We start from the raw sequence: 14,381 nt of genomic DNA on the forward strand, positions 1-14,381 counted from the left end.
GCGCCAGGCGCGCCCATGCGGCTTGACAGGCACGGCTATACTTACAAGTTATGTATCAGCGAGGGTCGGCCACCAGGCCGGCATCTGTTTGGATCGAGGAATGAGCAGGCTGTTTAGAGACGTCGAGGGCGGGACGCTGTTCCCGCACGGAAGCGTGGTCTGCATCGGCGCTTTCGATGGCCTGCACCTGGGGCATCGGACGCTGGTGCAGCACGCCATCGCGCGCGCGCGCGCACTGGGCGTGCCGGCGGTGGCGTTGAGCTTCGAGCCGTTGCCGCGCGAATTTTTTGCGCCGGCCGCGCCGCCGCCGCGCTTGACCCTGGCGCGCGCCAAGATCGAAGGCCTGTACGACTTCGGTGCCGACAGCGTGGGCCTGATCCGTTTCGACGGCCGCTTGTCGGCAATGAGTGCCGAAGACTTCGCACGGCTGGCGCTGGTCGGCCGGCTATGCGCCAAAGAGGTGTGGATCGGCCCGGAATTTCGTTTCGGCCATCGGCGTGGCGGCGATATCGGCTTGCTGCGTGCGTTGGGTGAACAGCATGGATTTGCGGCTGGCGAAATCACGCCGGTGCACCTGCACGGCGAGCGGATTTCCGCCACGCGGATTCGCGAGCTGCTGGGCGCCGGGGAGTTCGTGCATGCCGGGGAACTGCTCGGCCGCCCGTATGCCATCGGTGGGCGGGTGGTGCGCGGCAAGCAACTGGGGCGCACGCTGGGCTATCCCACCGCCAATCTGCGTTTCCCGCGCACTCCCGCGTTGTCGGGCATCTACGCGACCTGGGTGCATGGCGTGGCCGAGCGGCCGTGGCCATCGGTGTCCAGCTTCGGTACCCGGCCCACCGTGGCCGGCGTGGAGCCATTGCTGGAAGCGCACCTGTTCGATTTCCAGGGCGATCTGTATGGCCGGCATATCGAGGTCGAATTCGTCGCCAAGCTGCGCGATGAAGAAAAGTTCGATGGGCTGGACGCGTTGACCGTGCAGATGCATCGCGACGCCGAGCAGGCCCGCGCCGTGCTCAAGGCGAGCCCCTCGCGCCTGCCTGCCGATGCGGGCGTTGCTCGTTCCGTCGGTCTTCCCGTTGAGGGGCAGCGTGACAACGCTTCGCGCCATTTGGCAGATGCAGACGCCGTCGATGCCACCGCTTCGCAACATCCCCGTACATCTCCTTACGCAGCGCAACGGTAGATTCCTGTGACCCAAGACTACAAAGCCACTCTCCATCTGCCTGCGACGGAATTTCCGATGCGCGGCGACCTGCCCAAGCGTGAGCCGGCGATGCTGGACCGCTGGGAGCGCGATGGGCTGTATGCGCAACTGCGTGCCAACGCGGCGGGGCGCCCGCTGTTCGTGCTGCACGATGGCCCGCCGTATGCCAATGGCCAGATCCATCTGGGTCACGCGGTCAACAAGATCCTCAAGGACATCATCGTCAAGTCGAAGTATCTGGCTGGCTTCGATGCGCCGTACATCCCGGGCTGGGATTGCCATGGCCTGCCGATCGAAATCGCGATCGAAAAGAAGTACGGCAAGGTCGGCGTCAAGCTGGACGCTGCCGAGTTCCGCCAGAAGTGCCGCGAATACGCGGCCGAGCAGATCGATCTGCAGCGGCGCGATTTCAAGCGCCTGGGCGTGGTCGGCGATTGGGATAACCCGTACAAGACGCTGGATTTCCGCTTCGAAGCCAATGAAATCCGCGCGCTGGCCAAGGTGGTGGACAACGGCCACCTGACCCGCGGCGTCAAGCCGGTGCATTGGTGCTTCGATTGCGGCTCGGCGCTGGCCGAGGCCGAGATCGAATACGCCGACAAGGTCTCGCCGACCGTGGATGTGGCCTATCCGGCGCGCGATCCGGCGGCGGTGGCTGCCGCATTCGGTGCCAGCCTGCCGGCAGGCACCAGCGTGGCGGTGCCGATCTGGACCACCACGCCGTGGACGCTGCCGGCGTCGCTGGCGGTGAGCCTGGGTGCGGAGCTCGATTACGTGCTGGTCGAAGGCCCGGCCGACCGCGGCCAGCCGCGCTGGCTGGTGGTGGCTGAGGCCCTCGCGGCCAGGGTGCTGGCGCGCTACGGCGTGGACGAAGTGGCGGTGCATGGCCATGCCAAGGGCGCCGTACTGGACCAGATGCTGCTGAACCACCCGTTCTATGCCGAGCGCGAGATCCCGCTGCTGCTGGGCGACCACGTGTCGGCCGAGGACGGTACCGGCGCGGTGCACACCGCACCGGGCCATGGCCAGGAGGACTACCAGGTCTCCAAGCAGTACGGCCTGCTCGAGCGTTACGGCGCTGCGCAGATCAACCCGGTGGACGGGCGTGGCGTGTACCTGCCCTCCACACCGCCGCTGGGCGACACCGTGCTGGCCGGGCTGCATATCTGGAAGGCCAACGACGTCATCATCGAGGCGCTGGGCGGCACCGGTGCGTTGCTGGCGGCCAGCAAGATGGAGCACAGCTATCCGCATTGCTGGCGGCACAAGACACCGATCGCGTTCCGTGCCACGCCGCAGTGGTTCATCTCGATGGAGCAGGCCAACCTGCGCGCCGATGCGCTCAAGGCCATCGAGCAGGTGACCTGGTACCCGGCCTGGGGCCAGGCGCGAATCGCCGGCATGGTCGACGGCCGCCCGGACTGGACCATCTCGCGCCAGCGCACCTGGGGCGTGCCGATCGCGCTGTTCGTGCACCGCGAAACCGGCGAGCCGCATCCGCGCAGCACCGAGTTGCTGCGCCAGGTCGCCGACCGGGTGGAGCAGGGTGGCGTGGACGTGTGGTACACGCTGGACGCGGCCGAACTGCTGGGCGACGAAGCGGCCCACTACGACAAGATCACCGACATCCTGGATGTGTGGTTCGACTCCGGTGTGACCCATGAAGCGGTGCTGGTGGACCGCGGCCTGCCCAAGCCGGCCGACCTGTACCTGGAAGGCTCCGACCAGCATCGCGGCTGGTTCCAGTCCTCGCTGCTGAGCGGCGTGGCAATGGACAAGGCGGCGCCTTACAAGCAGTGCCTCACCCACGGGTTCACCGTGGACGAACACGGCCGCAAGATGTCCAAGTCTTCCGGCAACGGCATCGAGCCGCAGGAGATCATGAAGACCCTGGGCGCGGACATCCTGCGCCTGTGGATCGCCTCGGCCGATTACAGCAACGAGATGTCGCTGTCGCAGGAGATCCTCAAGCGCAATGCCGATGCGTATCGCCGCCTGCGCAATACCGCGCGCTTTTTGCTCGGCAATCTGCATGGCTTCGACCCGTTGCAGCATCTGGTGGCGCTGGACGACATGGTGCTGCTGGACCGCTGGATCGTGCATCGCGCGCACGAGCTGCAGGAAAAGATCGTCGCCGCCTACGCGCGCTACGACTTTGCCGAGATCGTGCAGGCGCTGCTGAATTTCTGCAGCGTGGACCTGGGCTCGCTGTATCTGGACGTGACCAAGGACCGCCTGTACACGATGGCCGAGGATGCACGCGGCCGCCGTTCGGCGCAGAGCGCGATGTATCACGTGGCCGAAGCCTTCGTGCGCTGGGTGGCGCCGGTGCTGAGCTTCACCGCCGAGGAACTGTGGGGCTACCTGCCGGGCAAGCGGGTCGACAACGTGTTGTTCGCCACCTGGTACGACGGCCTGGCGCCGTTGCCGGCCGATGCTGCGTTGAGCAGTGCCGATGTCGACAGGCTGCTGGCCTTGCGCGAGCAGGTGGCCAAGGTGCTGGAGCCGATGCGTGCCAACGGGGCAATCGGCGCGGCGCTGGAAGCGGAGATCACCGTGGCGGCCGATGCGCAGACCGCGGCGCGCTGGCAGCCGCTGGCCGAGGAGCTGCGCTTCCTGTTCATCAGTGGCGACGTGACCGTGACTGCGGCCAGCACCGACGACATCTTCGTCAGCGCGCAACCGACCAGCAAGGCCAAGTGCGTGCGCTGCTGGCACCACCAGGCCAGCGTGGGCAGCGATGCGCGACACCCGGAACTGTGCAGCCGCTGCGTCAGCAATATCGAAGGCCCTGGCGAGGATCGTCGCTGGTTCTGATGGGTTTGCACGATGCGCATGGCGGGCCGATCCTGCCACGCGTGATCCAGAACCCGTATGGGCCCGGCTTGCGCCTGCGTGCGACTTCGTTCGCAGGCGCTGCGGCTGGGTGACTGCGCCAGCGTCGCATTTCCCAGCTTGCTGAAGCGTGGCGCATGCGGCAAGGCGGGACGGGGCGGCTGGCTTCGAGGTCCATGCCATCCTTGCGCGCCTGTCTTCCGGCTTTCGTTCTGCCACCGTCATCCTCAACGCCATCCAGGCATCTTCTCCGGCGTCGGAGAAGTCACCACCAACTGCGACCTTCCGACATGAGTCAACGCCCCAAACCCTCCGCCCTGATCTGGTTGCTGCTGTCCGCACTCGTGGTCGGGCTGGACCAGTGGAGCAAGGCCTGGGTGTTGTCCAGCCTGCCTGAATACACCCCGGTGCCGGTCATCGACGGCTTCTGGAACTGGCACCGCACCTATAACACCGGTGCAGCCTTCAGCTTCCTGAGCGATGCCGGCGGATGGCAGCTGTGGTTCTTCACCGCGCTGGCGGTGGGCATCAGTGGCCTGCTGGCGTTCTGGCTGTCGCGCACCGCGCGTGGGCAGTGGCGCAGCGCGCTGCCCTACGCGCTGGTGATTGGCGGGGCGATCGGCAATGTGATCGACCGGCTGATGCACGGCCACGTGATCGATTTCATCCAGTGGTATATCGGCAGCCATACCTGGCCGTCATTCAACATCGCCGACTCGGCCATCGTGGGCGGTGCCATCGGGATTGCGGTGTTCGGGCTGTTCGACAAGGGCGGCAAACACGAGCCGGGAATCGGGAATCGCCCCTGAAGCCCCGGTGCCGACGCGCGCCACCCGGTCCGACCCCTCTTTCTCCATTCCCGTAGAATGCCCGTCATGGATGTCCTGCTCGCCAATCCCCGTGGTTTCTGTGCCGGTGTCGACCGCGCGATCGAGATCGTCAAGCGCGCGATCGAGACGCTGGGCGCGCCGATCTATGTGCGCCATGAAGTGGTGCACAACCGCTTCGTGGTCGACGACCTGAAGCAGCGCGGTGCGGTCTTCGTCGAAGAGCTCGACGAGGTGCCCGACAACGCCACGGTGATCTTCAGCGCACACGGCGTCTCGCAGGCGGTGCGCCAGGAGGCCGAGCGCCGCGGCTTGAAGGTGTTCGACGCGACCTGTCCGCTGGTGACCAAGGTGCATTTCGAGGTTGCCCGCCACTGCCGTGCCGGTCGCGATGTGGTGCTGATCGGCCATGCCGGGCACCCGGAAGTGGAAGGCACCATGGGGCAGTGGAGCCGCGAGCGCGGCCCGGGCACGATCTATCTGGTCGAGGACATCGAGCAGGTTGCCACGCTGCAGATTCGCCAGCCCGACAATCTCGCCTACACCACCCAGACCACGCTGTCGGTCGACGACACCATGGGCATCATCGAGGCGCTGCGTGCGCGCTACCCGGCGATGCAGGGGCCGCGCCACGACGACATCTGCTATGCCACCCAGAACCGCCAGGACGCAGTGCGCGATCTGGCGCGCCAGTGCGACCTAGTGCTGGTGGTCGGCTCGCCCAATAGCTCCAATTCCAATCGACTGAGCGAACTCGCACGCCGCGACGGGGTGGAGTCGTACCTGATCGACAATGCCGGCGAGATCGATCCGGCCTGGATCGTCGGCAAGCAGCACATCGGCCTGACCGCTGGCGCCTCCGCCCCGCAGGTGCTGGTCGATGGCGTGCTGGCGCGGTTGCGCGAGCTGGGCGCCAACAGTGTGTCCGAGCTGGAAGGCGAGCCCGAATCGATGGTGTTTGCGCTGCCTAAGGAATTGCGGTTGCGCCTGGTCAGCTGACTTCACGTCAGCAGCCAAAGCTGCCGGGCAGGGCAGGGAGAGCGACGTCCGGGTGTCGGCACGTCTGGCAGACCATTCGCGCAGCTGGCCGCCACGGCGGCGATTGACCAGCCCCTGGCTCCGCTCCTACAATGCACGGCTCGCCGGAATAGCTCAGTTGGTAGAGCGGCGCATTCGTAATGCGTAGGTCGTAGGTTCGATTCCTATTTCCGGCACCATCGCTTCAGCACTGGGTCGGCCCTTGGCCGGCCCAGTTGCGTTTCTGGCGTTCGCAAGCGTATTTCACGTGTTTTGCGCATCGATTGCACTGCAACCGCAGGCTGCGACGACGGGCGTCATGGCCTGCATCTTTGCTTACGCTGCGCTGCGACAACATGTCGCACGGTTTTGCGCGCATTTATTGCGGCAGATCATTGCCAATGGGTTTCGTGCAGGTGCAGCAAAGATTAAAATTGGCACGCTAACCTGCAACTTCGGTCTGCGTGGGCCCTCCCCCAAAAAGAAGGGCATCGCCGGACATCTCCCTTGCTGGAGACGATGCGCGGCTGGCGTTCCTTCGCACTTGGATCGACCGATGATTCCGCTGAAACATCTCGGGCGTTTACTTCGTCCAGGTCTGATGTTGCCGTTCCTGCTGTTGGCAGGCTGCAACTCGGCCATCCTCAATCCGAAAGGCCAGATCGGCCACGACGAGAAGCAACTGCTGATCACCTCGGTGGTGCTGATGCTGATCGTGGTCATCCCGGTGATCGTGATGACGATTGCGTTCGCGTGGAAGTACCGCGCATCCAACACGAAGGCGCGCTACGAGCCGGACTGGTCGCATTCCACCGCGATCGAGGTGGTGGTGTGGTCGATCCCGTGCGTGATCATCCTGGTGCTGGCGGTGCTGACCTGGCGCTCCTCGCACGCGCTGGACCCTTACCGGCCGCTGGATTCGGACGTCAAGCCGATCACCATCGAAGCGGTGTCGCTGGACTGGAAGTGGATGTTCATCTACCCGGACCAGAACATCGCCACGGTCAACGAGATCGCGTTCCCGGTGCATACGCCGCTGAACTTCAAGATCACCTCCGACACGGTGATGAACTCGTTCTTCATTCCGCACCTGGGGACCATGATCTACGCGATGGCGGGCATGGAAACCAAGCTGCATCTGGTGGCCAACGAGCCAGGCGAATACTTCGGCCTGTCGACCAACTACAGCGGTCACGGCTTCTCGAAGATGAGCTTCAAGGCGCATGCCGTGGATCAGGCCGGCTTCGATGCATGGGTGGCCAAGGTCAAGGCATCGCCGACCGCGTTGAACGCTGCCGAGTACCAGGTGCTGGCCGCCAACCGCAACGACAAGGAACAGTATCCGGTCACCTACTACTCGTCGGTGCAGGACGGCATGTTCCGCTCGCTGGTCGACAAATACATGAATGGTCCGGGCCACAACAAAGGCCACGGCGACCATGAGGCATCGGCTGCAGAGCCGGTTGCCATGTGCACTTCTGGAGACAAGTGATGCTAGGCAAACTTACGATCGAGGCGGTTCCGTACCACGAGCCGATCATCATGGTCGCTCTCGGTGGTGCCGGCCTGCTCGGCCTGCTCATCGCTGGCGCCATCACCAAGTACAAGCTGTGGGGCTACCTGTGGAACGAGTGGTTCACCTCGGTGGACCACAAGCGCATCGGTGTGATGTACATCATCGTGGCGCTGGTCATGTTGCTGCGCGGCTTCGCCGATGCGGCGATGATGCGTACCCAGCAGGCGCTGGCGGGTAACGGTGGCGAAGGCGTCCTGCCGCCGCACCACTACGACCAGATCTTCACCGCGCATGGCGTGATCATGATCTTCTTCATGGCCATGCCGTTCATGACCGGCCTGTTGAACCTGATCGTGCCGCTGCAGATCGGCGCACGCGACGTGGCGTTTCCGTTCCTGAACTCGCTGAGCTTCTGGCTGTTCGTGGCCGGTGCGGCGCTGATCAACATCTCGCTGGGCGTCGGCGAATTCGCGCAGACCGGCTGGCTGGCCTATCCGCCGTTGTCGGGGCTGGAATACAGTCCAGGGGTCGGTGTCGATTACTACATCTGGGCGTTGCAGGTCTCAGGGTTGGGCACGTTGCTGACCGGCATCAACTTCTTCGTGACGATCATGCGGATGCGCGCGCCGGGCATGACCCTGATGCGCATGCCGATCTTCACCTGGACCGCGCTGATCACCAACATCCTGATCATCGCTGCGTTCCCGATCCTGACCGTGGCGCTGGCGCTGCTGGGTGCCGACCGTTACCTGGGCACGCACTTCTTCACCAACGACGGTGGCGGCAACGCCATGATGTACGTCAACCTGATCTGGATCTGGGGTCACCCGGAGGTCTACATCCTGATCCTGCCGGCGTTCGGCATCTTCTCCGAGTTGATCGCCACCTACAGCCGCAAGCGCCTGTTCGGCTACACCTCGATGGTCTACGCCACCTCGTGCATCGGCGTGCTGTCGTTCGTGGTGTGGTTGCACCACTTCTTCACCATGGGCTCGGGTGCCAACGTCAATGCCTTCTTCGGCATCACGACGATGATCATCTCGATCCCGACCGGCGTGAAGATCTTCAACTGGCTGTTCACCATGTTCCGCGGCCGCGTGCACATGACCTCGCCGGTGCTGTGGACGATCGGCTTCATCATCACCTTCACCATCGGCGGCATGACCGGTGTGATGCTGGCGATCCCGGCCGTGGACTTCGTGCTGCACAACAGCCTGTTCCTGATCGCGCACTTCCATAACGTGATCATCGGCGGCGTGGTGTTCGGTTACCTGGCCGGGCTGACCTACTGGTTCCCGAAGGCGTTCGGCTTCAAGCTCAACGAGAAGATCGGCAAGGCCTCGTTCTGGTGCTGGATCATCGGCTTCTTCGTGGCCTTCATGCCGCTGTACGTGCTCGGCTTCATGGGCATGACCCGCCGCATGAACACCTACAACCATCCCGAGTGGGCGCCGTGGCTGTATGTCGCTGCGGTGGGTGCTGCGATCATCGGCCTGGGCATCTTCCTGAATCTGGTGCAGATCGGTTACAGCGTCTGGAAGCGCAAGGAGCACATGGACCACACGGGCGATCCGTGGGATGGCCGCACCCTGGAGTGGGCCACCTCCTCGCCGCCGCCGTTCTACAACTTCGCCGTGCTGCCGCACATCGACGACCGCGATCAGTTCTGGGCCGACAAGCAGAACGGCAAGGGCTGGGTGCGTCCGTCCAAGTACGAACCCATCCACATGCCGCGCAACACCGGTGCAGGCGTGTATATCGGCGCCTTCAGCGTGTTGCTGGGCTTCGGTCTGATCTGGCACATCTGGTGGCTGGCCATCATTGGCCTGGTGGGCATGATCGGCAGCTTCATCGCGCGTACCTTCGACGACGACATCGATTACTGGGTGCCGGCCGATGAAGTGGAGCGCATCGAAAACGCGCGCTTTGCGCTGCTCGAACAGCAACAGGCGGCGCAGGCCGCGAAGGTGGTATGACCATGGCTTCCTCGACCACGCTTGACCACGCCGCCCACGCGGGCGGCCACGATCACGACCACGAGCATCACGACGGCGGTGGCAACACCGTCTTCGGGTTCTGGGTCTATCTGATGAGCGACTGCCTGCTGTTTGCCGGTCTGTTCGCCACCTATGCGGTGCTCTCCGGCGCCACGGTGGATGGGCCGACCGCCAAGGAGCTGTTCGACCTGAAGTTCGTGCTGGTGGAAACCTTCCTGCTGTTGTTCAGCAGCTTGAGCTTTGGCTTTGCGATGATTGCCGCGCACAAGCGCAAGATGGGTGGCCTGTATGGCTGGCTGGCTGTCACCGCGCTGCTGGGTATCGGCTTCCTGTGCATGGAAATCTGGGAGTTCAACCACCTGATCCATGAAGGTGCCGGCCCGGGACGCAGCGCATTCCTGTCCGCCTTCTTCACCCTGGTCGGCACCCACGGTCTGCACGTGGCATCGGGCCTGTTGTGGATGGCGGTGCTGGTGATCCAGATCTCCAAGAACGGCCTGACTGCGCGCAACAGCACGCGTCTGGCCTGCCTGAGCCTGTTCTGGCATTTCCTGGACATCATCTGGATCGGTGTGTTCACCGTCGTCTATCTGCTGGGAGCGCTGTAATGGCCAATCACCACCACACCGATACCGCGGCCGATGCGCATGCCGGCGGTTTGAAGTCCTATCTGATCGGCTTCGTCATGGCCGTCATCCTCACCGTCATCCCGTTTGCGATGGTGATGAGCGGGGCGTTCTCCAAGGGCGTCACCATCGTCGTGATCTCGGTCATGGCCGCAGTGCAGATGCTGGTGCACATGGTGTACTTCCTGCATATGGATCGCACGCCCGAGCAGCGCTCCAACGTGCAGGTGGGCCTGTTCTCGTTGCTGATCATCGGCATCGTGATCGTCGGCTCGCTGTGGGTGCTGCACAACATGAACGTCAACATGATGCATTGAGACGGCGCAGTGCCGGATCGGAGAAAGCCGCCAGCGATGGGCGGCTTTTTTTTGCGCATGAATTTGCCTGCGGCATGACCAATGGCATACGGGGAAGCCGTGGTGGGCGCTTAGCATCGTGGGCTTGCCTGTTCCAGGTCACCTGCGGAGTTGCGATGAAGATGCCCACCCTGTTGTCCGTGTCGCTGCTGGCAGCGCTGTCGTTGCCGGCCGCCGCGCAAACCGCGCCTCTGCAGGACGTGCCGTTCGACGGCACCTTGAAGATCGACGTCGATGCCACCGATCTGGCCCACCGCATCTTCAAGGTCAAGACCACGATGCCGGCCAAGCCGGGCCCGATGACGCTGCTGTATCCGCAGTGGATTCCGGGCAACCACTCGCCGACAGGGCCGATCGACAAACTGGCCGGTCTGGTGATCAAGGTCGATGGCAAGGTGGTGCCATGGACGCGCGACCAGTTCGATGTCTACGCGTTCAAGGTGGACGTGCCCCAGGGCGCCACCGAGCTGGTGGCCGAGTTCAAGTTCCTCTCGCCGCAGGCCCCCAACCAGGGCCGGGTGATGATGACTCCGGAAATGCTCAACCTGCAGTGGAATACCACCGCGCTGTATCCAGCCGGGGTGTTCGCGCGCAACATCAAGGCCCAGGCCAGCGTCACCTTGCCAGCCGGCTGGAGCTATGCCACGGCACTGGAGACCGACCGCCGCGTCGGCGACACGGTGACCTTCAAGCCGATCGATTTCGACGACCTGGTCGACTCGCCGATGTTCGCCGGCAAGTACTACAAGCGCGTGGAGCTGAGCGCCGGCAAGCAGCCGGTCTACCTCAACGTGTTCGCCGACGAAGCCAAGTCGCTGGAGGCCAAGCCCGAGCAGATCAAGGCGCATGCGTCGCTGGTGCAGCAGATGGACAAGCTTTACGGCGCGCGGCATTTCGATCACTACGAATTCCTGCTGGCGCTGACCAAGAAGTTGGGCGGCATCGGCCTGGAACACCATCGCTCCAGCGAAAACAGCGGTGTGCCGACCTACTTCACCGAGTGGGACAAGAGCTGGACCGGGCGCGACCTGCTCGCGCACGAGTTCAACCATTCCTGGAACGGCAAGTACCGCCGTGGTGCCGACCTGGCCACGCCCAATTTCAACGTTCCGATGGGCGACAGCCTGCTGTGGCTGTACGAAGGCCAGACCCAGTTCTGGGGCGAAGTGATGGCTGCACGTTCGGGCCTGTGGACGCAGGATCAGGCGCGCGAGATGCTCGCTGGCGTGGCAGCCCAGTACGAGCGTGGGCGCCCCGGCATGGCCTGGCGCACCGTGCAGGACACCACCAACGACCCGACCATGTCGATGCGCCGCCCCAAGGCCTACCGTAGCTATCAGATGGCCGAAGACTATTATTCCGGCGGCCAGATGATGTGGCTGGAAGTGGACAGCAAGCTGCGCGCGCTGACCAGCAACAAGCGCTCCATCGACGATTTCGGCAAGGCCTTCTTCGGCATGAACAACGGCGATTGGGACGTCAACCCGTACACCTTCGACGACATCGTGGCCACGCTCAACGGCGTGGCGCCCTACGACTGGGCCAGCCTGTTACGCAGCCGCATGGACGGGCACGGTTCCTTGAATGCCGGCATCGAGGCCAACGGCTGGAAGCTGGTCTACAACGAGGAGCCGAACCTGGCCACCAAGGCCGACGAGAGCGACGACAAGGACGCCAGCCTGACCTATTCGCTTGGCCTGTCCCTGAAGGCCTCTGGCGAGATCGGTGATGTGCTCTGGGATGGCCCGGCCTTCAATGCCGGCCTGATCGCCGGCAACACCATCGTGGCGGTCAACGGCCGCGCCTTCAGCAGCGAGGTGATCAAGGACGCGATCAAGGCGGCCAAGGGCACCACCGCGCCGATCGAGTTGCTGGTCAAGCGCCTGGACCGCTACGACACCGTGCGCATCGATTACCACGGCGGCCTGCTGTATCCGCATCTGGAACGTATCGCCGGCAAGCCGGATCGCCTGAGCGAGTTGTACAAGCCGCGCTGAGTGGCGGCCGCCCGCTCGCAGGCGTTGAAGCGGGCAATGGCAAGACCTGGAGCTGCATGACCGGCTGCGATCGATCATGCGGCTCCAGACGCTGGCCTTGTTCGGTACCGGTGCCGGTGCCGACCGATCAAAAGACATCGCGCCAGCCAAATGCTCGGCGCCATCGATGTCCGAGTGAGAACGCAGCAGCAGAAATGCGCGGTTGCATCCATTCCTGCGCCGCCGCAGCCTGGCCGATTCCCGATTCCCGATTCCCGATTCCCGATTCCCGAATCCCGAATCCCGAATCCCGAATCCCGAGCCAGCGTCGCGCATCCTGAGACCAACGCCGACTATCCTGTCGCCCCAGAAGCGATTGGTTAACTGACGATGGCGAAGGCAAAAACGGCCTATGTCTGCGGCGAGTGCGGCGCCGAGTACAACAAGTGGCAGGGACAATGCACCGAGTGCGGAGTGTGGAATACGCTCAGCGAAATCGTGCTGGAAAGCGCCACGCCCGGCGGCAAGGCCTCGCCTGCGGCCTCGCGCCGCACCGGTTGGGCCGGCAAGGCCGAGGCGCCCAAGATCACCGCGCTCAAGGATGTTCAGCAATCCGAGCAGGCGCGCGTGTCCACCGGCATCGGCGAGTTCGATCGCGTGCTGGGTGGTGGGCTGGTCGAAGGTGCGGTGGTGCTGATCGGTGGCGACCCCGGCATCGGCAAATCCACGTTGTTGTTGCAGGCGCTGGCCAGCATGGCGAGCACCTTGCCGGTGTTGTATGTGACCGGCGAGGAATCGCTGGCGCAGGTGGCAGGGCGCGCGGTGCGTCTGGATCTGCCGTTGGAAGGCTTGAACGCGCTGGCCGAAACCGGCATCGAAAATATCCTGCAGCACGCCAGCGTGGCGCGCCCGAAGCTGATCGTGGCCGACTCGGTCCAGACGCTGTGGACCGAGTCGCTGACCGCGGCGCCGGGTTCGGTCAGCCAGGTGCGCGAGAGCGCGGCGCGGCTGGTGCGCTACGCCAAGGAGACCGGTACCGCGGTGTTCCTGGTTGGCCATGTGACCAAGGAAGGCGGCATCGCCGGCCCGCGCGTGCTGGAACATATGGTCGATGCGGTGCTGTACTTCGAAGGCGAAAGCGGTAGCCGCTTTCGCCTGTTGCGCGCGTTCAAGAACCGCTTCGGTGCGGTCAACGAACTGGGCGTGTTCGCGATGGGCGAGAAGGGCCTCAAGGAGGTTTCCAACCCTTCGGCGATCTTCCTTTCCGGCGGTAGTACGCAGCAGCCCGGCAGCTGCGTGATGGTCACCCGCGAAGGCACCCGGCCGTTGATGGTGGAGGTACAGGCGTTGGTGGACGCCTCGCCGCTGTCCAATCCGCGGCGCGTGGCGGTGGGCCTGGAGCAAAACCGGCTGGCGATGTTGCTGGCGGTGCTGCACCGCCATGGCGGCATCGTGGTGGGCGATCAGGACGTATTCGTCAACGTGGTCGGCGGCATTCGCGTGCAGGAGACTGCGGCCGACCTGCCGGTGTTGCTGGCAGTGTTGTCCTCGCTGCGCGACCGGCCGTTGTCCGAGAAGACGATCGCCTTCGGCGAGGTCGGGTTGTCCGGCGAGATCCGTCCGGTGCCCAATGGCGAGGATCGCTTGAAGGAAGCGGCCACGCACGGCTTCAAACGCGCGATCGTGCCGCGTGCCAATGCACCGAAGACGGCCAGCATCAAGGGGATGGAGATCATCGCGGTGGAGCGGCTGAGCCAGGCGCTGGAGGCCGCGGCCGACTGAGGCATGCGCTGCTGCGCGGGGACTGGCAGGGCAGACGACCCGGCCGAGCTGGCCGTTGGCCTACCCGCAGGCGACCCTGCCCAATATCGCTATCGCCCGATGGGCTTTGTCTGCGCAGGCAACCGCCCGTCGGCTGGTGGCGGCAATTTGGATTCGGGTGTGAAGAAAGCGTTTTCACCAGAGTGCGGCTATGGCACCATGCGCGGCCCGTTGCACTGTGCACCGGATCACAGACACCGCCG

At 64.3% G+C, this 14,381-nt stretch carries 10 protein-coding genes and 1 tRNA gene; all 11 read left to right on the forward strand.

Features of this window, described 5'->3' with window-relative positions; all coding sequences use genetic code 11:
- The first annotated feature begins 100 nt into the window (after positions 1 to 100).
- The 11 genes from VZ068_RS06940 to radA all read left to right on the forward strand — a co-directional run bounded on the left by VZ068_RS06940 (position 101) and on the right by radA (position 14,139).
- Positions 101 to 1,186, forward strand: a complete 1,086-nt coding sequence (locus tag VZ068_RS06940) for a bifunctional riboflavin kinase/FAD synthetase (RefSeq protein ID WP_259166090.1) — start codon at positions 101 to 103, stop codon at positions 1,184 to 1,186.
- A 6-nt stretch (positions 1,187 to 1,192) separates the two neighbouring features.
- Entirely contained in the window at positions 1,193 to 4,024 is a 2,832-nt protein-coding gene (ileS, locus tag VZ068_RS06945) for an isoleucine--tRNA ligase (protein WP_349657253.1), read from the forward strand.
- 308 nt (positions 4,025 to 4,332) lie between these two features.
- Positions 4,333 to 4,851, forward strand: a complete 519-nt coding sequence (gene lspA / locus VZ068_RS06950) for a signal peptidase II (protein ID WP_349657254.1) — start codon at positions 4,333 to 4,335, stop codon at positions 4,849 to 4,851.
- A gap of 66 nt (positions 4,852 to 4,917) precedes the next feature.
- A complete protein-coding gene (ispH, locus tag VZ068_RS06955) occupies positions 4,918 to 5,868 on the forward strand; it encodes a 4-hydroxy-3-methylbut-2-enyl diphosphate reductase (protein ID WP_259166085.1) in 951 nt (316 codons plus the stop codon).
- 142 nt (positions 5,869 to 6,010) lie between these two features.
- Positions 6,011 to 6,086 (forward strand) — tRNA-Thr (locus VZ068_RS06960).
- 356 nt (positions 6,087 to 6,442) lie between these two features.
- Entirely contained in the window at positions 6,443 to 7,378 is a 936-nt protein-coding gene (gene cyoA / locus VZ068_RS06965; RefSeq protein ID WP_259153252.1) for a ubiquinol oxidase subunit II, read from the forward strand.
- Complete coding sequence (gene cyoB, locus VZ068_RS06970) at positions 7,378 to 9,378, forward strand: cytochrome o ubiquinol oxidase subunit I (protein WP_259153253.1); 2,001 nt, start codon at positions 7,378 to 7,380, stop codon at positions 9,376 to 9,378. The genes cyoA and cyoB overlap by 1 nt, the downstream gene beginning before the upstream one ends.
- The gene (gene cyoC, locus VZ068_RS06975) at positions 9,375 to 10,007 is read left to right on the forward strand and encodes a cytochrome o ubiquinol oxidase subunit III (RefSeq protein WP_024711670.1); all 633 of its coding nucleotides are present in this window, start codon (positions 9,375 to 9,377) and stop codon (positions 10,005 to 10,007) included. Before cyoB ends, cyoC begins: the two co-directional genes overlap by 4 nt.
- Positions 10,007 to 10,342, forward strand: coding sequence for a cytochrome o ubiquinol oxidase subunit IV (gene cyoD, locus VZ068_RS06980; RefSeq protein ID WP_003484294.1), 336 nt, complete (start codon positions 10,007 to 10,009; stop codon positions 10,340 to 10,342). The genes cyoC and cyoD overlap by 1 nt, the downstream gene beginning before the upstream one ends.
- Positions 10,343 to 10,497: 155 nt before the next feature.
- Positions 10,498 to 12,378, forward strand: coding sequence for a tetratricopeptide repeat protein (locus VZ068_RS06985; RefSeq protein WP_349657255.1), 1,881 nt, complete (start codon positions 10,498 to 10,500; stop codon positions 12,376 to 12,378).
- A 369-nt stretch (positions 12,379 to 12,747) separates the two neighbouring features.
- Positions 12,748 to 14,139: a DNA repair protein RadA gene (radA, locus tag VZ068_RS06990; protein WP_349657256.1), complete on the forward strand. Its 1,392-nt coding sequence runs from the start codon at positions 12,748 to 12,750 to the stop codon at positions 14,137 to 14,139.
- Positions 14,140 to 14,381 lie beyond the last annotated feature (242 nt).

It is taken from the genome of Xanthomonas sp. 10-10 (assembly GCF_040182365.1).
Lineage (GTDB): Bacteria > Pseudomonadota > Gammaproteobacteria > Xanthomonadales > Xanthomonadaceae > Xanthomonas > Xanthomonas arboricola_F.

What these genes read in the sequence shown, in the direction of transcription:
- VZ068_RS06940 (WP_259166090.1), top strand. Translation starts at nt 101, where the DNA reads ATGAGCAGGCTGTTTAGAGACGTCGAGGGCGGGACGCTGTTCCCGCAC.
- lspA (WP_349657254.1), top strand. Translation starts at nt 4,333, where the DNA reads ATGAGTCAACGCCCCAAACCCTCCGCCCTGATCTGGTTGCTGCTGTCC.
- ispH (WP_259166085.1), top strand. Translation starts at nt 4,918, where the DNA reads ATGGATGTCCTGCTCGCCAATCCCCGTGGTTTCTGTGCCGGTGTCGAC.
- cyoA (WP_259153252.1), top strand. Translation starts at nt 6,443, where the DNA reads ATGATTCCGCTGAAACATCTCGGGCGTTTACTTCGTCCAGGTCTGATG.
- cyoB (WP_259153253.1), top strand. Translation starts at nt 7,378, where the DNA reads ATGCTAGGCAAACTTACGATCGAGGCGGTTCCGTACCACGAGCCGATC.
- cyoC (WP_024711670.1), top strand. Translation starts at nt 9,375, where the DNA reads ATGACCATGGCTTCCTCGACCACGCTTGACCACGCCGCCCACGCGGGC.
- cyoD (WP_003484294.1), top strand. Translation starts at nt 10,007, where the DNA reads ATGGCCAATCACCACCACACCGATACCGCGGCCGATGCGCATGCCGGC.
- VZ068_RS06985 (WP_349657255.1), top strand. Translation starts at nt 10,498, where the DNA reads ATGAAGATGCCCACCCTGTTGTCCGTGTCGCTGCTGGCAGCGCTGTCG.
- radA (WP_349657256.1), top strand. Translation starts at nt 12,748, where the DNA reads ATGGCGAAGGCAAAAACGGCCTATGTCTGCGGCGAGTGCGGCGCCGAG.